15 protein-coding genes are annotated in these 19,741 nt (G+C 72.1%); 8 read left to right on the forward strand and 7 right to left on the reverse strand.

The annotated features are described in order from the left end of the window. Positions 1-96 precede the first annotated feature (96 nt). Complete coding sequence (locus tag Q4V64_RS23205; RefSeq protein ID WP_303711229.1) at positions 97-2,490, forward strand: HAD-IC family P-type ATPase; 2,394 nt, start codon at positions 97-99, stop codon at positions 2,488-2,490. A 13-nt stretch (positions 2,491-2,503) separates the two neighbouring features. Here the strand turns inward: Q4V64_RS23205 and Q4V64_RS23210 are convergent, their stop codons facing one another. The 3 genes from Q4V64_RS23210 to Q4V64_RS23220 form a co-directional block, all read right to left on the reverse strand. Next, positions 2,504-3,403, reverse strand: coding sequence for a hypothetical protein (locus tag Q4V64_RS23210; RefSeq protein ID WP_124441232.1), 900 nt, complete (start codon positions 3,401-3,403; stop codon positions 2,504-2,506). Positions 3,404-3,606: 203 nt separating this feature from the next. Next, entirely contained in the window at positions 3,607-4,482 is an 876-nt protein-coding gene (locus Q4V64_RS23215) for a calcium-binding protein (RefSeq protein WP_124441231.1), read from the reverse strand. Between the two features lie 164 nt (positions 4,483-4,646). After that, on the reverse strand, positions 4,647-7,769 hold the full coding sequence (locus tag Q4V64_RS23220; protein WP_124441230.1) for a molecular chaperone Hsp90: 3,123 nt from the start codon (positions 7,767-7,769) through the stop codon (positions 4,647-4,649). Positions 7,770-8,625: 856 nt separating this feature from the next. Here Q4V64_RS23220 and Q4V64_RS23225 point away from each other — a divergent pair. Beyond that, positions 8,626-8,967: a DUF6086 family protein gene (locus Q4V64_RS23225; RefSeq protein WP_124441228.1), complete on the forward strand. Its 342-nt coding sequence runs from the start codon at positions 8,626-8,628 to the stop codon at positions 8,965-8,967. A 346-nt stretch (positions 8,968-9,313) separates the two neighbouring features. Here Q4V64_RS23225 and Q4V64_RS23230 read toward each other — a convergent pair whose 3' ends face one another. Beyond that, positions 9,314-10,237: a DUF3027 domain-containing protein gene (locus tag Q4V64_RS23230; RefSeq protein WP_124441227.1), complete on the reverse strand. Its 924-nt coding sequence runs from the start codon at positions 10,235-10,237 to the stop codon at positions 9,314-9,316. 314 nt (positions 10,238-10,551) lie between these two features. On the opposite strand from Q4V64_RS23230, the gene Q4V64_RS23235 reads away from it, so the two are divergent. From Q4V64_RS23235 to Q4V64_RS23250, 4 genes are all read left to right on the forward strand, one after another. Continuing rightward, positions 10,552-12,033 carry an MFS transporter gene (locus Q4V64_RS23235; protein WP_172629283.1) on the forward strand — a complete coding sequence of 494 codons (1,482 nt, stop codon included), beginning with the start codon at positions 10,552-10,554 and terminating at the stop codon, positions 12,031-12,033. Positions 12,034-12,104: 71 nt separating this feature from the next. Next, the gene (locus Q4V64_RS23240; protein WP_124441225.1) at positions 12,105-12,623 is read left to right on the forward strand and encodes a hypothetical protein; all 519 of its coding nucleotides are present in this window, start codon (positions 12,105-12,107) and stop codon (positions 12,621-12,623) included. A gap of 13 nt (positions 12,624-12,636) precedes the next feature. Then, complete coding sequence (locus Q4V64_RS23245; protein WP_124441224.1) at positions 12,637-13,392, forward strand: futalosine hydrolase; 756 nt, start codon at positions 12,637-12,639, stop codon at positions 13,390-13,392. After that, a complete protein-coding gene (locus tag Q4V64_RS23250) occupies positions 13,367-14,239 on the forward strand; it encodes a 1,4-dihydroxy-6-naphthoate synthase (RefSeq protein ID WP_124441223.1) in 873 nt (290 codons plus the stop codon). The genes Q4V64_RS23245 and Q4V64_RS23250 overlap by 26 nt, the downstream gene beginning before the upstream one ends. A gap of 13 nt (positions 14,240-14,252) precedes the next feature. On the opposite strand, the gene Q4V64_RS23255 is transcribed toward Q4V64_RS23250, so the two are convergent. Then, on the reverse strand, positions 14,253-14,636 hold the full coding sequence (locus Q4V64_RS23255) for a cold-shock protein (protein WP_095748666.1): 384 nt from the start codon (positions 14,634-14,636) through the stop codon (positions 14,253-14,255). Positions 14,637-14,800: 164 nt separating this feature from the next. Here Q4V64_RS23255 and Q4V64_RS23260 point away from each other — a divergent pair, with 164 nt between their 5' ends. Continuing rightward, entirely contained in the window at positions 14,801-15,049 is a 249-nt protein-coding gene (locus Q4V64_RS23260) for a hypothetical protein (RefSeq protein ID WP_124441222.1), read from the forward strand. On the opposite strand, the gene Q4V64_RS23265 is transcribed toward Q4V64_RS23260, so the two are convergent. After that, complete coding sequence (locus tag Q4V64_RS23265; RefSeq protein ID WP_124441221.1) at positions 15,028-15,687, reverse strand: HAD family hydrolase; 660 nt, start codon at positions 15,685-15,687, stop codon at positions 15,028-15,030. The two genes, Q4V64_RS23260 and Q4V64_RS23265, sit on opposite strands and share 22 nt — an antisense overlap. 110 nt (positions 15,688-15,797) lie before the next feature. Next, entirely contained in the window at positions 15,798-16,847 is a 1,050-nt protein-coding gene (locus tag Q4V64_RS23270; RefSeq protein ID WP_124441220.1) for a hypothetical protein, read from the reverse strand. 212 nt (positions 16,848-17,059) lie between these two features. Here Q4V64_RS23270 and Q4V64_RS23275 point away from each other — a divergent pair, with 212 nt between their 5' ends. Continuing rightward, positions 17,060-19,690 carry a helicase-associated domain-containing protein gene (locus tag Q4V64_RS23275; protein WP_124441219.1) on the forward strand — a complete coding sequence of 877 codons (2,631 nt, stop codon included), beginning with the start codon at positions 17,060-17,062 and terminating at the stop codon, positions 19,688-19,690. Positions 19,691-19,741 lie beyond the last annotated feature (51 nt).

Genomic DNA, 19,741 nt, shown 5'->3' on the forward strand with positions numbered 1-19,741 from the left:
CCACGGCATCAATCGTCACCGTCTCCCTCATCCCCAAGTCGGATCTTCCGCCCACTCGGCGGGTGAACCCCCAAATCCGCACGTACCGTCGAACGCATGACGCACACCGACGCGGGCACCGAACTCGGCCCTGTGCACCCCACCGCGATCCCGACCCCGGTGACCGGCCTCACAGCATCCGAAGTCGCGGAGCGCGTCGCACGCGGCGAGATCAACGACGTGCCGGTGCGCAGCAGCCGCTCCACCGCCGACATCGTCCGGGCGAACGTCTTCACCCGGTTCAACGCGATCATCGGCGTGCTCTGGGTGATCATGCTGTCCGTCGCGCCGATCCAGGACAGCCTGTTCGGCTTCGTGATCCTCGCCAACACCGGCATCGGGATCGTCCAGGAGTGGCGGGCGAAGAAGACCCTGGACTCGCTCGCGGTGATCGGCGAGGCCCGCCCCACCGTCAGACGGGACGGCGTGGCCGCCGAGGTCAGCACCTCGGAGATCGTGCTGGACGACCTCATAGAGATCGGTCCCGGCGACAAGGCCGTCGTCGACGGCGTGTGCGTCGAGGCCGACAACCTGGAGATCGACGAGTCGCTGCTCACCGGCGAGGCGGACCCGGTGGTCAAGCGGCCGGGGGATCGGATCATGTCCGGAAGCTTCGTGGTCGCGGGCGGCGGCGCCTTCCAGGCGACCAAGGTCGGCCGCGAGGCCTACGCCGCCCAGCTCGCCGAGGAGGCCTCCCGCTTCACGCTCGTCCACTCCGAGCTGCGCTCCGGCATCTCCACGATCCTCAAGTACGTCACCTGGATGATGGTCCCGACCGCGCTCGGCCTGATCATCAGCCAGCTGTTCGTCAAGGACAACGACCTCAAGGACTCCATCGCCCGCACGGTCGGCGGCATCGTGCCGATGGTCCCGGAGGGGCTGGTCCTGCTCACCTCGGTCGCCTTCGCCATCGGCGTCATCCGACTCGGCCGAAAACAGGTCCTGGTCCAGGAACTGCCGGCCATCGAGGGCCTCGCCCGCGTCGACACGGTCTGCCTCGACAAGACGGGCACGCTGACCGAGGGCGGCATGGACGTCACCGAGCTGCGGGCGCTGAACGGCAGCGACGAGTCGTACGTCCGCAAGGTCCTCGGCGCCCTCGGCGAGTCCGATCCCCGCCCCAACGCCTCCCTCCAGGCGATCATCGCCGCCTACCCGGACGCGGAGGACTGGCGCTGCACCGAGTCCCTCCCCTTCTCCTCCGCCCGCAAGTACAGCGGGGCCTCCTTCAGCGACGGCAACGGGGAGGCCGGCACCTGGCTCCTCGGCGCCCCCGACGTCCTGCTCCCCGACGACGACCCCGCCCTCACCGAGACCGAGCGCCTCAACGAACAGGGGCTGCGGGTGCTGCTGCTGGCCCGCGCCGCACGCGACCTCGACAGTCCCGAGGTCGCGAAGGAAGCCAAGCCCACCGCCCTCGTCGTACTGGAACAGCGCCTGCGGCCGGATGCGGCCGACACCCTGCGCTACTTCGCCGAGCAGAACGTCGACGCCAAGGTCATCTCCGGCGACAACGCGGTGTCGGTGGGCGCGGTGGCTTCGAAGCTGGGGCTGAGCGGAACCACGATCGACGCGCGCCGGCTCCCCGCCGACCAGGAGGGGATGGCCACGGCCCTCGACGAGGGCACGGTCTTCGGGCGGGTCACCCCGCAGCAGAAGCGGGACATGGTGGGGGCGCTGCAGTCCCATGGCCACACGGTCGCGATGACCGGCGACGGCGTGAACGACGTCCTCGCCCTCAAGGACGCCGACATCGGCGTGTCCATGGGCTCGGGCTCCGAGGCCACCCGGGCGGTCGCGCAGATCGTGCTGCTCGACAACAGCTTCGCGACGCTCCCCTCCGTGGTCGCGGAGGGCCGCCGGGTCATCGGCAACATCACCCGAGTCGCCACGCTCTTCCTCGTCAAGACCGTCTACTCGGTGCTGCTGGCCATCCTGGTGGTGTGCTGGCAGGTGGAATACCCCTTTCTCCCCCGCCACCTGACCCTGCTCTCCACCCTGACCATCGGCGTCCCGGCCTTCTTCCTCGCCCTCGCGCCCAACAAGGAACGCGCGAAGCCGAACTTCGTACGGCGGGTCATGCGGTACTCGATCCCCGGCGGGATCTTGGCGGCGACGGCGACTTTCACGACGTATCTGATCGCCCGGAACCACTACTCCGGCAGCGGCGCGCTGGACGCGGAGACCAGCGCCGCGACGCTGACGCTCTTCCTGATCTCGATGTGGGTACTGGCGATCATCGCCCGCCCGTACACCTGGTGGCGGATCGCGCTGGTCGCGGCGATGGGCGCCGGGTTCCTGCTGGTGCTGGTGGTGCCGTGGTTGCAGGAGTTCTTCGCGCTGAAGCTGGTCGGGGTGACGATGCCGTGGATCGCGGTCGGCATCGCGGTGGTGGCGGCGGTCGCCCTGGAGGTGCTGTGGAGGTGGGTCGACCGCCGTTTCCCGGCGTGAGGGCCGCCGGCGGTTACCTCACGTCGACGTAGTCACCGACGGCGTTGACCGCCGGTGTCGTCGTGGTGCCCGCGAAGCTGAAGCGCCAGTAGCCGTCGTAGGTGGCCGTGGCGGTGGCCTTCAGGTTGCCGTACAAGTCCGAGTAGACAGTCTTGACGGTGGTGTACGTGCTGGTGCCGGCCTTGCGGAACTGGAGCTTGACCGGCTGGTTGGTGTAGCCGTGGTACTTGTTGTCCTCCCAGTTGGCGCGGGCCAGCTTGCCCGTGGAGGTCACGGTCTTGCCCTTGTAGACCGGCTCGGGACCGGCGTTGACGTTCAGCGTGGAGTAGCGCTGGACCTTGGTGGTGCCGAGGCCGCCCTGGTCGGCTTCCGCCGAGTTGCTGTAGGTGAGGGCCAGCGCGCCGGCCGACCAGGTGCCGGCGTCGGCGTTGATCAGTTCCCCCTCGGCCGGGTAGATGTCGATGTCACCCTTGCAGGTGGCGGTGGTCGACGAAGTCGCGGTGCAGGTCGCCGGGTAGTCGCCGAACAGCATGTTGGACGGGGAGTCGTACGAGCCCTTGTAGATGTAGGGGCCGGTGGCGAAGTCGTCGGAGGTGATGTCGACGTCCGAGCCGTGGGTCATCGTGTACGTGACCGTGCTGGCGACCTTGTTGGTGGTGCCGACCTTGATCGCCGCGGCGATCTTGAGGTTCGAGAAGGTGACGTCCAGGGCCGTCGTGTCGGCGGAGGTGCTGAACGCGGTGATGCCGGAGTGTGCGGTGTGCGCGGTGTGCGCGGTGTGCGCTGCGGCGAAGGCCTTCGCGGCGTCCGTACGGAAGGACGACGAGGTGTCGGCGGCCTGCGCGGCCGGCACGGCGAGGGCGGAGAGAGCCAGGGCGCCGGTGACGGCGGCCACGGTGGCACGGATGCGCATGTGTTCCCCAGGTGGAGAAGTGATCTAGGAGTCTCTTGACTCGGGTGATCAGATCCGCGAGGGGCGGGGAGAGTTGTGGCCACCTGGCTTGATTTGGCCGGCGCATAGCCAATGCTTAGCTCGCGTATGACACAAACGGAAACGCCGACCCCTGGAGACCCGGGGCCGGCGTTCCGATTGTTACCGCTTGTTACCGCGCGTGGTCACCTCACGTCGACGAAGTCACCCGTGGCGTTGACCGCCGGGGTGGTCGAGGTGCCCGCGAAGGAGTACCGGAAGTAGCCGTCGGCGGACGCCTTCACGGTGGTGCTCAGGTTGCCCGTGGAGTTCGTCTTGATGGTCTTCACGGTGGTGTAGGTGGTGCTGCTCTTCTTGCGGAACTGGAGCTTGACCGGCTGGTTGGTGTAGCCGGCGTACTTGAAGGTCTCCCAGTTGGCGCGAGAGAGCTTGCCGGTGATGGTGATGGTCTTGCCCTTCTTCACCGGCTCCGGGGAGGCGTTGACCGTCAGCTTCGACAGCCTCTGGACCTTGTGGGTCCTGTAGAAGTCGTTCCAGTAGATCTCGCCGTCAGCGGAGAGGGCGCCCACGGTGACGTGCCAGGTACCGGCCAGCAGGTTGGCGTACAGGTCACCGATCCCACCGCCGGTCACACCAGGTGTGGCCGTGATGGTGAGCTTGCAGTTCGACGTCGTGGCGCTGGTGGCCGTGCAGTTGGCCACCTCCTCGTTCGGCGGGAGGAAGCCGTCGACGTCCTCCTCGACGTCCGTTCCGTGCCACAGGTCGATGTAGGCGTCCTCGATGCCGCTGGGGTGGCTGGCAGTCAGGGACACGGTGATGGTCTTGGCGGCGCTGGCGCCGACGACGACGTTCTTGCCGGCGTTCACCTTGACATTGGAGACGGTGGGCGCGGCGGCGGCAGTGCTGAACGCCGACTTGGCGGAGGAGGCGCCGAAGCGCTCCGCGGCGCTCGGCCGGTCCAGGCTCGCGGCACCCTGCGAGTCGGCCTGCGCGGCCGGTACGACGAGGGCGGACAGGGCCAGGGCGCCGGTGACGGCGGCCACGGTGGCACGTATGCGCATGTGTTCCCCACGTTGAAAGGGGCCCCGCCGCCCGTCGTTGCACACGGCTCGTGGTCACGGCGAGGCCCAAGTGATCGCAGAGTCTGTTGACTCGTCAGATCAGATTCGCGACGCAAGGGAACGGTTGTGCGATCAGTGAGGGAAATGTGCAGGAAATTCAAAGATCAGTCGAACCACCGATCCCGCGCCAACTCCTCCGTCCGCGAAGGATCCTCCAGCAGCGCCGCCACCTCGAACCGCCGAGGCCACTGCCTCGCCGCCCAGGCCAGCCCGGCGGCCACGCCCTCCACAGTCGCGGCGTGCAGCACCCCGTCCGCCGTGAGCCGCCAGTCCAACGCGACCCCGTCGACGACCAGTTCCTCGTGCTCGACGTACGACGAAGGGGTCCGCGCCCCGAGCAGCACCCGCACCGACTCCGGTACGTCGTGCTCCGTGCCCTCGGAGGACACCTCGCCCGTGACGGACTCGCTCAGGCGCCGCACCTGGAAGAGCTCGGCCAGCTCGGCCGCCCGTGTCGGCCGGACCGGCAGCAGCGGGACGCCCTCCGTGAACGGGAGCAGGTCCGGCGAGTCGACGACCACGGCGTCGGCCGCGTCCACGACCTCCACCCGCCCGTCCACGACGGCCCGCAGCTCGTCCGGCAGGGTCACCTGGTCGGGGTCCAGGTCGGCCAGCGCGCTGTAGAGGGCGTGCAGTTGGGTGGACGTGACCCGACGGTCCGGGTCGGCGAGGCGGTCGAGGAGCTCCGCCGCACCCCCCGGCTCGTCCAGCAGCGCGGCCACCGACGTCCGTACGCCCAGCGCCCGCAGCACCTGCTCGTCGTCGAAGCCGGTCGCGTCGGCCTCGTCGTAGAGGCCGCGCAGGAGCGGGTCGCCGCCGGCGGCCAGGAGGCCGGCCGGGCGGCGGCCGTCGAGCACCGGGTGCCCGCGCAGCCACCAGGCCGTGTACGGCCGTACGACCTCGTGCGTGCCGTCGGGGAGAAGGATCCGTACCGGTTGGACGATCGCGTCACGCAAGGGGGGTTGCGACAGCAGCGCCAGCGCCTGGGGCCACTTGTCGTCGTCGACCAGGTCCAGGTCCCGTACGGCGACGAGCTCCGTGGCGACCGGCGGTACGGGGGTGTCCGGGAAGCGGTCGAGGATGTCCTCGCACCACACGTCCACGGCGTCCAGCAGACCCGCGTCGTCGGGCTCGGCGAAGTCTCCTTCGCGGGGCTCCAGTTCGTCCGGGTCGAGGACGACGTCGGTGGCGCGGACGAGCGCGAAGCTGGCGAGAACGCCGCAGGCGGCCAGCGGTTGTTCGCCCCACTTGTCCGCCAAGTCGGCGTCCACCGCGGCGAGTTCCCCTTCCCGCATGACCTGGTGGAAGGGGCTGCCGGGGAGGACGAGTTCGCCCGCGGGTGCCGGTTCCCCGTCCTCGTCGGGGAGAGCGAGGGCGCCGAGCCAGGGCTCGTCGCCGGGTTCCAGGCCGGCGTCCCGGACGAGGGCGAGGACGGTGTCGGCGAGCTCCTCGGCGTCGGGAGCGTCCTGCTCCCAGTCCAGTCCGCCCTCGTCGTCGAGGGACGCGGCTACGGCGGCCCTGACCTGCGGCGTCGTGAGAACGGCTCGCGCAGTCGCGGGCAGCGCGCCGAGCTTCTCCAGGAGCGGGTGGGCGGCGTCCGGGTGAGCGACCTTGAGGCCGAGCCGGGCGAGGACCTCGGGGTCGATACGGGCCGCGTCCGGGATGGGGAGGAGGACCTGGCGGGGGCCGATGGTGGTCCGGCCGTCGGCGAGCGGCACGGGCAGCCCGGAGAGCCGGTCCGGGTCGACGCCGGCGAGGCTGTCGTAGAGCCGCCGCCACCAGTCCGGGGCCTTCTCCAGCCCCGCCAGCCGGTCCACGGCGTCGGTGAGCGGGACCCTGGCAACACCCAACGTCCGCAGCTCCACGCGCCGTTCGAGCCCGGCGGGGAGGAGGGTGGGAAGCACCTCGGCGAGGACGCGCACAGTATCCGTACCCGCCCCTTCCACCACCTCGGCGTCGCGGGGGCGGAGGGATTCGGGCAGGTCGGTGTCGTGACGGGCGGGTTCGAGGGCCGGGGGCAGGAAGGAGGTCCGGGGCAGCCGTTCGAGGATCGCCTGGCGCAGCGCGCCGTCCAGCTCGCCCTTGCCCAGCGGGCCGGGCACGAGGTCGATGATGCCGGTGGTCACCGGCCGCCAGTCGGCGAGGAGCGCGGCATACGCGTCCGCCGCCCGCTGGACCAGGAAGTCGGTCAGCGGGCCGGGCGCGGCATGCCGGCGGGTGGAGTCCAGCGGGAAGGACGCGATGAGCAGGGCGGGCACGCCGAGGGGCTCGTCGCTGGGGGTGGGCGCGTGGACGAAGGGGCTGGTGCGGGGGCGGGCCGGGGTGCCGTCGGTGGCGTCGACGGGCACGGCCCAGGTGACCGACCAGTGGGGGCGCAGGCGCTCCTCGACGGGGCGGTCGGCTAGCAGGTCCGGCGTGAGCGGCCCGTGCGCGGCGGTCGTACGCCAGTAGGTCGTACCGTCCCGCGAATCCTCTACGACGGTGAAGGCCCCGTCGGTACGGCGGCGCAGGGTCCGGGTCTCCTCGGTCTCGATCTCGATCACGACCTCTTCGAGGCCGGGGAGGGCGAGGAGGAGAGCGTCGTCGACGGCGTTCAGGAGACGCTCGGCGAGATCGGCGGCGGCCGTGTCTCGCAGGGGCAGGATGACGGCCGTCTCGTACGGGTCGGGGGCGGTGCCCTCGGCGGCGAAGGGAAGCCGGAGAAGCGGCACGTGCCCGTCACGGCGGCGGATCTCGTCCCCCAGCCCCGGGCTGTGCCGGGCCGTGTCGGCGGCCAGGACCCGGGCCTCGCCGAGGGACCAGCGGACGCCGCCGTGCCGGCCGACGACGGCGGGCTCGTCGGTGACGGCGAGAACGGCGGCGAACCCGACGCCGAAGCGGCCGACGGAGGGGGTGTCGCGTTTGGCGGAGGCGCGGAGGGTCGACAGGGACTCCACTCCCGCCGCGTCGAGAGGGGCGCCGGTGTTGGCGGCGACGAGGACGCCGTCGCGGAGGGTGAGGCGGAGGCGGCCGGGTACGCCCGCCCTGGCGGCGGCATCGGCGGCGTTCTGGGCGAGCTCGACGACGAGCCGGTCCCGGTACCCCCCGAGGACAAGATCTTCCTCGGCGTTGGCGTCCTCGCGGAAGCGGGCGGGGCTGGTGGCCCAGGCGTCCAGCACGCCTCGCCTGAGACGGGCGGTCCCGAAGGGGTCCGCGCCCTCGGCCGCGGGCCGCACGAACTTGCTCACGTTTCCCTCTCCTCATCTACGTGAGGACGAAGGTACCGCCTGGGGGGCGTGGGTGCGCCGCCGCCCGCCCCGGGGTCGGCCGGGGGCTCCTCGGCCGAGCGCACCGCAGAGCGGGTCGGCCACCTGGACGTAGTTGATCGGCACCGTGGGGCCGCCCGCTTCTTTGCCAGTGTCGTGCTTCCACGACCCGAGTAAAGGGCGCTCCGCTGTCGCTCCGCGTCGCCTTCGGCGATCGGCCTACGGCCGACCCTTGACTCGGCTCGCTCCAGCACGGGTGAGAAGCGAGCGGGCGGCCCGGAGGGATGGGTGGCCCAGGTCCGCCAGTCCCTTGGGTCGGTTGGGGGGGTGGGCCGGGGTTCGGGGCGCGGTCGCGCCTCGCCAGCACGCCGGGTGGGCCTGGCGGCGATCGGTGAGTGGGGGATGCGGGGCGCGCGCTCGCGCCTCGCCGGCACGCCGGGTGGGCCTGGCGGCGATCGGTGAGTGGGGGATGCGGGGCGCGCGCTCGCGCCTCGCCGGCACGCCGGGTGGGCCTGGCGGCGATCGGTGAGTGGGGGTTGCGGCGCGCGCTCGCGCCTCGCCGGCACGCCGGGTGGGCCTGGCGGCGATCGGTGAGTGGGGGTTGCGGCGCGCGCTCGCGCCTCGCCAGCACGCCGGGTGGGCCTGGCGGCGATCGGTGAGTGGGGGTTGCGGGGCGCGCCGGCGGAGCGGGGGCACGCCGGGTCGGCTCAGCGGCTTGCGGTGAGTGGGAGGTGCGGGCAGGCAGGGGGACCCGGGCGGCGGGCGGGCCAGAGCCGCGCATGCCCCGATCCGTCCCCTCCCGCAGCTCGGAGGGCTGAGCGGTGGGCTCGGGCAGTAATTGGCAGATCTGTTCCACCCTCGCGAGAGAAAACCGCAGGTCAGGTACTCGTGCCGGTGGAACAGATCTGCCAATTACCGACCCGGTGGCCTGGTCGCCTGGCGCTGCCGGACGGGGCACTCCGTGATCCTCGCGCTCTCCGAGGGGTTCATGGCGACGGCGGTCGCGCTCGCGCGGCGTGCGGGAATCGAGGTGGAGATGCCCGAGCCGGGGTCCGGCCACGTGTGTGGTGGCGTCCAGCGCGACGTGCAGGTTCCCGGCAATCCCCGGACCGCGTCAGCCGCCGTCGTCACCGCGCTGGACACGCGGGCGCGGGAGATGGACCGCTGGATGGCCCGCTGAGCCCAGTGTGCCCCGCAACCCCCCACTCACCGATCGCCGCTGAGCCCTCCCGGCGTGCTGGCGAGGCGCGACCGCGTTCCCGGACGCCGGTCCGCCCCTCGGCCGACGCAAGGGGACCCCACCTGGGCCACCCGTCCCTCCGGGGCCGTCCGCTCGCTTCTCACCCGTGCTGGAGCGAGCCGAGTCAAGGGTCGGCCGTAGGCCGATCGCCGAAGGCGACGCGGAGCGCCCTTTACTCGGGTCGTGGAAGCACGACACTGGCAAAGAAGCGGGCGGCCCAACGGTCACTCGCAAATGCCGGGCCCGAAGGAGGCCCACGCCTCCGGTGCGGCCACTGCCGTGGCTGCTACGAGTGCCCCAACTCCACGTCCTCGTCGGAGATCTCCGGCACAGACCCCGAATCCCGAGCCGGCCGCAGCGGGAACGGATCCACCCGCGTTTCGTCGATCACCGGCGGAGCCGGACGCGGTGGCTTCGGCATGACCGCTGCCTCGGAGTGGCCGCCGCAGCCGTACGACAGGGACACCATCCGCCCGTCGGCCGGTGAGAACTCGTTCGCGCAGACGCCGAAGGCCTGGCCCAGTGATCCGCCGATCGGCACGAGGAAGCCGCAGCTCACGCAGGACGCGGGTGCCGCCTGGGCCATGGGGGTCTTGGCGCCGTAGGACTCCTCCCAGCGGTCGGCGGCGACGTGCAGGCCGTAGCGGGACAGCACGCGGGCCCGGCGCATGCCGAGTTCCTCGGCGATCGCGGCGATCGAACCGCGTACGGGGGCGACGGGGAGGTTCGCCGGGGCGGCCTGGGTGACCTCCGCGTCCTCGGCCTCGACCAGTTCGGCCATCTCGTGCGAGACGGGGGAGCTCGGCAGCGGCTCGTCCTCGCCGGTGTAACCGGGCTCCAGGCGGAGGTCGTCGGCCTCGGTGGGGAGCAGGTCGCCCGGGCCCATGTCGCCCGGCCGCAGCCGCTCGCTCCACGGCACCCACTCGGGGGCGAGGAGCGCGTCCGGCCCCGGCAGCAGGACCACCTCGTCCAGCGTGACGACCTTCGCACGGGAGGCACGGGCGACCGTCACGGCCCAGCGCCAGCCCCGGTATCCGAGCTCTTTGCACTCGAAGAAGTGCGTGACGACACGGTCACCCTCGGACACCAGACCGGCGTGCTCGCCTACGACACCTGGTGCGGCTGCCTCCTCCGCGGCGGAGCGGGCGAGGTCGACGGCCTCGGCGCACAGGCGGTCAGGGGTGCGGCTTCGCGTGGTCGCTGCGCTCACAGGTATCGCTTCTCTCCTACGCCGTCTCTCGGGTGCCGCTGCCTGTCGGCGGCGGGGCGGACGGAGCGGACCCGGGGACCGCGTCGACGTCCACGCCCGCTCACGCTCGGGCGCACCTGTACCACCCATTCTGCGGGATGGCTGAGATATGCACGCTACCTGTTCGCGTGGCCCTGGCCTACACCGACGCCTACACCCACCGGACTGTCACCGGACCGTTCCCCGGCGGCTGGCCGGGGCGACGGCCACCGGAAGTGCGCGGTCATAGGCGCGTAACCGCACTACACACAGCATTCTCGGGGCACTATGACGGGGTGGCAGCCGCGAAGTCGCCCCAAGATGCCACCGGGATCGGTGGGCCCAAAGGAATGCCCAAGGGAGCCAGAGGCCTCAAGGGCATCAAAGGCATCAAGGGCTTCAAGGGGAGCAGTCGAGGCAGCGGGTCGGGCCGGGTCGGCGGCTCTCTCCGCTCGGTCGGTCGTGCCCTGCACCTCCCCGTCACCGGCCCCGCCCGCGGCATCCGCAAGGCGACCCACGCGCACGGCGCCGGCGAGTCCGGCCTGGGCAAGCTGATCGAGCTGCACGGTGTGAACGGCGCCGGGGACGTGATGATCACCGTCGCCCTCGCCTCCACCGTGTTCTTCTCCGTCCCGACCGACGAGGCCCGCGGCCGCGTCGCCCTCTACCTCGCGATCACCATGGCGCCCTTCACGGTCCTCGCCCCGGTGATCGGCCCGCTCCTCGACCGGCTCCCGCACGGCCGCCGCGCCGCCATGGCGGGCGCGATGCTCGCCCGGGCCCTGCTCGCGCTCGTCCTGTCCGGCGCGGTCATCACCGGCAGCATCGAGCTGTATCCGGCCGCGCTCGGCGTGCTGGTCGCGTCGAAGGCGTACGGCGTGGTCAGAAGTGCCGTCGTCCCCCGGCTCCTGCCACCCCGCTTCTCCCTGGTGAAAGCCAACTCACGTGTCACCCTCGGCGGACTCCTCGCGACCGGTATCGCCGCGCCGATCGCGGCGGGATTGCAGGCGATCGGTCCGCGCTGGCCGCTCTACGGCGCCTTCGTGATCTTCATCGCCGGTATGTTCCTGTCCTTCTCGCTCCCGCCGAAGGTCGACTCGGCCAAGGGCGAGGACACCGCGCTGCTGGCGGCGGACGAAGCGCACCTGCACGGGCCGCACCTGAAGCCGGTCAAGCGTCCGGGGCTGCGGACGGTCGGCATCGCCGTCACCCACGCCCTCGGCGCCAACGCCGCCCTGCGCTGGCTCTCCGGCTTCCTGACCTTCTTCCTCGCCTTCCTGCTGCGGGAGCACCCGCTGACGGGCGAGAGCGCGGCGGTCTCGCTGGGCCTGGTGGTCGTCTCGGCGGGTGTGGGCAACGCACTCGGTACGGCGGTCGGGGCGTGGCTGCGCTCGAAGGCGCCGGAGATCATCATCGTGACGGTCGTCGCGTTCGTGCTGGGCACCGCGATCACGGCCGCGATCTTCTTCGGCGCGTTCCTGGTGGCGTGTCTGGCGGCGGTGGCCGGGTTCTCGCAGGCCCTGGCCAAGCTGTCGCTGGACGCGCTGATCCAGCGGGATGTGCCGGAGCAGGTGCGTACGTCGGCGTTCGCGCGCTCCGAGACGCTGCTCCAGATGTCCTGGGTGTTCGGTGGGGCGGTCGGCATCGTGCTGCCCCTCAACGGCACGCTGGGCCTCTTCGTCGGCGCCGCGGTCGTCGCCACCGGCTGGCTGACCACCGTCAAGGGCCTGCTGAGCTCGGCCCGGCAGGGCGGTCACGCGCGGCCGAGGGTGGCGTGAGGAGCTTCTCGGGTACGGCACGCCGCACCCCGCGTAGGAGGACCACTCATGGCGCCAGATAGCCTTCGGCCATGACCACCCTGCCCCGCGGCAGAGCCGCTAATGAACACCGCTTTGTGCGACGCCGCCGCGCCGTCGCCGCCGCCGGCGCCGTTACCGCCGGACTGCTCGTCCTGTCGGCCTGCGACAAGCCGACGCCGCGCGCCACCGTGACGGTCGGCCACGACTCGGTGAGCTCCGAGGCCGAGTGCTACGAGGACGGCAAGAACCTCGGCCGCGAGGAAGCCACCAAGTGCGCGCTGAAGAAGGCGTCGGACACGATCAAGGTGCCGCAGAGCGAGACGCTGCGGATCGGGGTCGACCCGGAGGTCGCGGACACGGGCTGGGCCCTGTGGATCAACGGTCAGCAGGTCACGAGCGTGTACAAGAAGACGTACTACTCCTTCCAGGGCGTCGACCTCTTCGCCGATCAGCAGGGTCAGGCCGCGCCGAAGACGCTGAACATCAGCATCGTCGAGCAGAACAAGGCCGCGCAGAGCGACGAGTTCAAGGGTGTGTGGAACTTCAAGCTGGAGAACGCGGACGCGTGAGCTGCGGCCGGCCATGCGCGTCCTCGTAGCCACCGCGGTTCCTGTTGAACGGGATGCGGTGGCGAAGGCGTTTGACGGGGTGCCGCTGGGTCGGCTGTCACTGAGGTCCGTTGAGGCCGTGCCCGGCGTTGCAGGCTGTGCCCAACCCACTGCCGGTAAGACCACCATCGACCTCCTCGCCGTCGGCGTAGGCCCCGCCCTCGCCGCCGCCTCCACCGCCTCCGCCCTCACTGCGGCCGCCCTCGAAGGCGCCCCCTACGGCCTCGTCGTCTCCGCCGGGATCGGCGGTGGTTTTCAGCCCGAGGCTCCCCTCGGCTCGCTCGTCGTCGCCGATGAGATCCTCGTGGCCGATCTGGGCGCCGAGACCGCCGACGGGTTTCTGCCGGTGACCGAGCTGGGCTTCGGGAGTGTCAGCCATCGTCCGCCGGAAACACTCGTACGAGATGTCGTGTCGGCCACCGGAGCGCGCGCCGGTGCCGTACTCACCGTCTCCACCGTGACCGGCACCGCCGAGCGCGCCGCGGTTCTCCGTGCCCGTCACCCCCGCGCCCTCGCCGAGGCCATGGAGGGCTTCGGTGTCGCCGAGGCGGCGGCCCTGCACCACACGCCCGTGCTGGAGCTGCGCGCGGTCTCCAACCCGGTCGGCCCGCGCGACCGCGCCGCCTGGCGCATCGGCGACGCTCTCACGGCGCTGACGGCGGGTTTCGGGAAGCTCAGGCCCGTACTGGAGAGTTGGAACCCATATGACCCCACTGACCCCAACGAGTGAGCCCGCGCGGTCTCTGCAGATCGCCTACTCCCCCTGCCCCAACGACACCTTCGTCTTCGACGCCCTCGCCCACGGCCGCGTCCCCGGCGCCCCCGCTCTCGACGTGACCTTCGCGGACATCGACATCACCAACGGTATGGCCGAGCGCGGCGAGTTCGACGTGCTGAAGGTGTCGTACGCCGTGCTGCCGTACGTCCTCGACGAGTACGCGCTGCTGCCGTGCGGGGGTGCGCTGGGCCGGGGTTGCGGGCCGCTGGTGCTCACGCGGGAGGCCGGGGTCGACCTGACGGGCCGTACCGTCGCCGTGCCGAGCGAGAGGTCGACTGCGTATCTGCTGTTCCGGCTGTGGGCGGCGGACACGCTGCCGGGTGGAGTCGGCGAGATCGTGGTCATGCCGTTCCACGAGATCATGCCCGCCGTACGGGACGGAAAGGTGGACGCGGGGCTCGTCATCCACGAGGCACGCTTCACGTACGGGAACTACGGGCTGCACAAGCTCGCGGACATGGGCGAGCACTGGGAGAACACGACCGGGCTGCCGATTCCGTTGGGCGCGATCATCGCGAAGCGCTCACTGGGGGCCGAAACTCTGACGTTGTTGGCCGATTCCATTCGCACGTCCGTACGTGCGGCCTGGGACGACCCGGAGGTCTCCCGTCCGTATGTGATGGAACACGCCCAGGAAATGGACCCGGCCGTAGCCGACCAGCACATCGGCCTGTACGTCAACGAATTCACCGCCGACCTCGGAGAGGACGGCTACGCGGCGGTCCGGGGGCTTCTGACGCGCGCGGCGGCCGAGGGGCTGGTGCCGCCCCTCGGCCCGAACGCGCTCGATTTCCCGTGAGCTCCTGAGACGGTCAGACGTCCAGCTGGTCGGCGACCGCGCGCAGCAGGCCCGCGATCTTCTTGCCGGCGGTCTTGTCGGGGTAGCGGCCCCTCTCCAGCATCGGGGTGATGTTCTCGAGGAGGGTCGTCAGATCCTGGACGATGGAGGCGAGTTCGTCCGGCTTCTTGCGGGTCGCGGCCGCGACCGAGGGGGTCGGGTCGAGGATGGTGACCGAAAGGGCCTGGTCACCGCGCTGCCCGGCGACGACTCCGAACTCCACTCGCTGTCCGGGCTTGAGCGTCTCGACTCCGGCGGGGAGGACCGAGGAATGGACGAAGACGTCACCGCCGTCGTCGCGGGAGAGAAAGCCGAAGCCCTTCTCGCTGTTGAACCACTTGACCTTGCCGGTAGGCACGTCTGTCCTCGTCCTCGTACTCGTCGGGAAAACTGCTTCTGAAACGGCTCTTGATAGCACTCGGGCGGGTCGTCGGGACCCGCCGGTACCAAGGCTAATGCTCTTCAGGCCGGTGACAAGACGTCACCCGGTTGTTCCTTCGCGCAGGGAACTACCCTGGTCGAGTGCGTGACAAAACCCAAACGAATTCCGCCGCGCCCGGTGACCGACTGATCCGTACCGGTGCGATCGTGTTCTTCATCGGTGCCGTGGCCACTCTCGTCACCGTGGCGCCGTTCCTTCTCGGTACGACGCCTTTTCCGACGTACATGTTCGGTTTGAGCATGCTCATGGGCGTCGGGTTCCTGGTGGCCGGCGCCGGCGTACTGCGGTCGGTCGCGGCGGGGCGCCGTCAGGCGCGGGCGGGGCGATAGGCCGAAAGCCACCCCGGGAACTCGGTGAGGTCCGCCAGGACCACGTCCGCCCCGGCGGCGCTCAGCTCATCCCTGGCGCACGGCCCCGTCGCGACCGCCACCGACAGGGCGTCGGCGGCCCGGGCGCCCCGGACGTCCCCGACGTGATCGCCGACGTAGACGGTCGCCCCGTGCTCGCGCAGTGCCTCGGCCTTCTGCTCCGCCCACAGGTCGCCGACGACCGCGTCGGGCTCGATGCCCAGGTGCTCCAGGTGCAGCTTGGCGTTGGGCTCGTGCTTGGCGGTGACGACGACGGCCCGGCCGCCGGCCTCCCGTACGGCCGCGATCGCCTCGCGGGCACCGGGCAGCGCGAGCGTCGGCACGATGGCGATCGTCGGGTACATGGACCGGTAGAGGTCGCTCATCGCCTCCACCTCCTCCGCCGGGAACCAGTGGACCAGCTCCTCGGCCAGCGGCGGACCGAGCCGGGTGACGGCCAGATCGGCGTCGATGTACGTCCCCGTCCGCTCGGACAGCGCCAGGTAGCAGGCGCGGATGCCGGGCCGGGAGTCGATGAGGGTCATGTCGAGGTCGAAGCCGACGGTCGGGGCCGGGAGGGCGGAGGAGGCGGCGGGGGCGGAGAAGGTCGTAGAGGCCATATGGGCCATTGTGCCCAGCGGGTACGCGGGTCAGGCGGCCGAGAGGGCCGAGAGGTGTGAGCTGCCTCTGTGTGAGCTGCCTCCGCTTGTGACCTACCTCTGCTCGTGACCTACCTCTGCTTCTGCGACCGCCACACCAGGTACAGCGCCGACGCCACGGCGGCGCCCCGCAGCACCCACGGCCAGGTCTGGGCGACCGCGTCGTTCATCTGCCCCTCGGCGATGGGCGTGCCCCAGCGGCCCTCGGTACGGCCCCACAGCCAGAGGAGCCCGGCCGCGACCGACAGGCCGGGCAGGATCATCACCGCCAACTTCGTCTCCGCGTCGGACAGCCGCCGCGAGAGGTAGGCGATGCCCCAGCCCAGCAGCAGGGCGACCAGGTTGCCGAGGATCGCACCCGCGACGAGGAGTCCGGCGGCGAGGAGCAGGAGGGGGTTGCTCCAGCGACCGCGCGTGCCCGTGACCACGCCCTTGCCCTTGCCGTTGCCACGCAGCGGGGGCAGGAACCGCCGCCGACGACGAGCCGGGGCCTCCACTACGACGGCTTCGGCCTCCTCGGCCTTCTCCAGGGTCGGTGCGGGCTTCTCGACCGACGTCTCCTTCGCCGGCTCCTTCGGTGGCGGCGGCTTGAGCAGCTCCGGGATCTCCACGCCGCCGACGAACCCCGGCACGCTGTCGCCGACACCGAAGGGGCTGCTGTCGACCCGCCACCAGTCGGGCTGGGCCGCCGTGTCCCCGAGCTCGTCCTCGCCCGCGAGGTGCGGCGGGGAGGGCCCCTCGGAGGGTTCGGGGCGCGGCGCCTGGGCCGGACGCGGGCGCGGCACGACCCGCCGCAGCCCCTTCGGCCGGCCGCCGCCGTCGTCGTCGGAGTCCTTGTCCACGGCCCGCTGTACGGGTACGGAGGCGGCCGGCGCCTGCGAGGCGCTGCCGCCGGTACCGCCCGCGGCGTCGACGACCTCGTGCGGGCTGCCGAGCCGGGCGATGATGCGGCGGACGGCGGCGGGGCTGTCGACGGGGGCCTTGGCCCGGCGCCGGTCGATCTCGTTGCGCAGCTCCGAGACCAGGCGCATGCGGGTGGACGACGGCAGCTGCCGCTGCTGAGCGACGTCACCGACGCGGCTCAGATACTCGTAGACGACCTGGTCACTCTCGATACCCACGAAGTCCCCTCCGGGGTCGGTGCGTTGGATACCCGTTGGATGACGGTATCGCGTATTTCCGGCGGCTCGGAGCTGCGACTTGGGGTGGACGAGGCCGCGAGGCCGATGGGGGTCCGGGGGCGGAGCCCCAGGGCGCGCACTCCCATCGCACCCCCATCCCACCCGCGTCTACACGGCTCAACCGCCGGAGGCAACCCGGTACCGTAAGTCGGATGAGCAACCCGGCCACCCCGCCGCGTTCCCTCGCGGAGGCGCTCCGTGCCAGGGACGACACCTCCCTGGCCGCGCTCCTGCGCGCCCGTCCCGACCTCATCACCCCCGTCCCCACCGACCTCACCCAGCTCGCCACCCGGGCCGGCACCCGGGCCTCGGTCGTGCGTGCCCTGGAGCGGCTCGACCGTTTCGCGCTGCAGACGGCGGAGGCGCTGGCGGTGGCGGCGGACCCGGCGCCGTACGGGGAGCTGCTCGGTCTGCTGGCCGGCGACGCGGGCGACCCGGCGGTGGCCGCGGCGCTGCCGCGGGCTGTGGCGACCCTGCGCGAACAGGCCCTGGTGTGGGGCGACGACGACCGGCTGCGTCTGGTCCGCACGGCCCGTGAGCTGCTCGCGCCCTCGCCGCAGCATCCGTCCCCGACCGGCCTCGGTCCGACGGTGCAGGAGGCGACGGCGGGCATGTCGCCGGGCCGGATCCAGGAGATCGTCACGGCCGCCGGGCTGCCCTCGACGCACGACTCGGTGTCGGCGGTGACCGCGCTCACCGCACTGTTCACCCACCGCAAGCGGATGGCGAGGCTGCTCGCCGGCGCCCCCGAGGAGTCGCGGGAGGTTCTGTCCCGTCTGGTCTGGGGGCCGCCGTACGGTCAGGTCACCGCCGACCCGGCGGCACATCTGCGCTGGCTGCTGGACCGGGGGCTGTTGCTGCCGACGGCGCCCGGGACGGTCGTACTCCCCCGGGAGGTGGCCCTGCATCTGCGCGAGGGCCGGGCCCACCGCACCGTCGAGCCGTTGCCGCCCGCCGTGGAGACGGCGGCCACGCACCGTCCACAGGTTGTGGACGCGACGGCGGCCGGGCAGGCCTACACCGCGCTGGCCACCGTCGAGGAGTTGCTGAAGGACTGGGACGAGGGCGGGCCGACCGTGCTGCGGGCGGGCGGCCTCAGCGTCCGCGACCTGAAGCGGACCGCCGTCGCCCTGGACGTCTCGGAGCCGGTCGCCGCCTTCTGGGTCGAACTGGCCTACGCGGCGGGCCTGATCGCCTCCGACGGGGAGGCCGACGAGCGGTACGCGGCGACCCCGGCCTACGACGAGTGGCTGGAGCAGCCGCCGGCACAGCGCTGGACGCGGCTGGCCGAGGCGTGGCTGGCGGCGACGCGGACGTCCGGGCTGGTCGGCGGGCGGGACGCGAAGGACCGTACGTTGTCGGCGCTGGGGCCGGGCCTCGACCGGTCCGCGGCGCCTGAGGTACGGCACCGGGTGCTGACCCTGCTGGCCGGGCTGCCGGAGGGCGCGGCACCGTCCGCCGAGTCGGTGCTGGCCCGCCTGCGCTGGGAGCGGCCCTTGCGAGGGCCGCAGCAGGAGGACGACCTGCGCTCCCGGCTGACCCGGTGGACGCTGTCCGAGGCGGAGATGCTCGGCGTCACGGGCCGGGGCGCGCTGTCGGGGCACGGCAGGGCGCTGCTCGGGGCGGGGACGGCGAAGACGGCCGTCTCGGCGGGGCCCGCGCGGGGCGACCGCGCCGCCGGTCCGTCGGCCGAGGGTCCCTCGGCGTCGGGCCGGGCCGACGGACACGCCCTCACCGCGGAGGGACCGTCCGACGTCTCCTCCGGCCCCGGCGACAAGCTCCCCGTCCACCACCGCCCCGCGCCGCACGTCGAGCCGCTCTCCCCCACCGAGCAGGCCGCCGCGTCCGCCGCGGCCGCCCGCCTCCTCGCGCCCCTACTGCCGGAACCGCTGGACCACGTCCTGCTCCAGGCCGACCTGACGGCGGTGGCGCCCGGCCCGCTCCAGCGGCCGCTGGCGGACATGCTGGGCGTGCTCGCGGACGTGGAGTCGAAGGGCGGGGCCACGGTCTACCGCTTCACGCCCGGTTCGGTCCGCCGCGCCCTGGACTCCGGCCAGGCCGCCTCCGACCTGCACGCCTTCCTCGCCGCGCACTCCCGTACGCCGGTCCCGCAGCCGCTCACCTATCTGATCGACGACGTGGCCCGCAAGCACGGCCACCTGCGCGTGGGCGCCGCCTCCGCCTACGTCCGCTGCGACGACGACGCGCTGCTCAGCGAGATCCTCGCGGACAAGCGTGCGGCGGGTCTGCGGTTGCGCCGCCTGGCCCCGACCGTGGTGGCCGCCCAGACCGACCCGGCCGCGCTCCTGGAGGGCCTGCGCGCGATGGGCTTCGCGCCGGCCGCCGAGTCCGCGGAGGGCGACGTACTGATCACCCGCGCCCACGCCCGTCGCACCCCGCCGCGCACGGCCCCCGAGCCGGTCCCGGACGGCCCGCCGGTCCCCGACGCGACCCTCCTGACGGCCGCGATCCGCGCGATCCGGGCCGGCGACCTCGCCTCCACCACTCCCCGCAAGCCCACCGCGGCCCCGGGCGCGGGCGGTGAGCTCCCCCGCACCAGTTCCGCCGAGACCCTCGCCACCATGCAGGCCGCCGTCCTCACCGGCGAGGCCCTGTGGATCGGCTACGTCAACGTCGAGGGCGCCGCCAGCCAGCGCGTCATCGCCCCGATCCGCGTCGAGGGCGGCTTCGTGACGGCGTACGACCACACGGCGGACGAGGTACGGACGTATCCGCTGCACCGGGTGACGGGGGTCGCGGAGCTCGCCGACGAACAGCGCTGAGGGCGGCGGCTCACTCCTGGCTCACCCCTCGCTGACTCCCTGTCTCAGACT

The organism is Streptomyces sp. NL15-2K (assembly GCF_030551255.1).
Classification (GTDB): Bacteria; Actinomycetota; Actinomycetes; order Streptomycetales; family Streptomycetaceae; genus Streptomyces.

Excerpts from the sequence above, each read along its gene's own strand:
- Q4V64_RS23205 (WP_303711229.1), top strand. The coding sequence starts at position 97 with ATGACGCACACCGACGCGGGCACCGAACTCGGCCCTGTGCACCCCACC.
- Q4V64_RS23210 (WP_124441232.1), bottom strand. The coding sequence starts at position 3,403 with ATGCGCATCCGTGCCACCGTGGCCGCCGTCACCGGCGCCCTGGCTCTC.
- Q4V64_RS23215 (WP_124441231.1), bottom strand. The coding sequence starts at position 4,482 with ATGCGCATACGTGCCACCGTGGCCGCCGTCACCGGCGCCCTGGCCCTG.
- Q4V64_RS23240 (WP_124441225.1), top strand. The coding sequence starts at position 12,105 with ATGACCACCCTGCCCCGCGGCAGAGCCGCTAATGAACACCGCTTTGTG.
- Q4V64_RS23245 (WP_124441224.1), top strand. The coding sequence starts at position 12,637 with ATGCGCGTCCTCGTAGCCACCGCGGTTCCTGTTGAACGGGATGCGGTG.
- Q4V64_RS23250 (WP_124441223.1), top strand. The coding sequence starts at position 13,367 with ATGACCCCACTGACCCCAACGAGTGAGCCCGCGCGGTCTCTGCAGATC.
- Q4V64_RS23265 (WP_124441221.1), bottom strand. The coding sequence starts at position 15,687 with ATGGCCTCTACGACCTTCTCCGCCCCCGCCGCCTCCTCCGCCCTCCCG.
- Q4V64_RS23275 (WP_124441219.1), top strand. The coding sequence starts at position 17,060 with ATGAGCAACCCGGCCACCCCGCCGCGTTCCCTCGCGGAGGCGCTCCGT.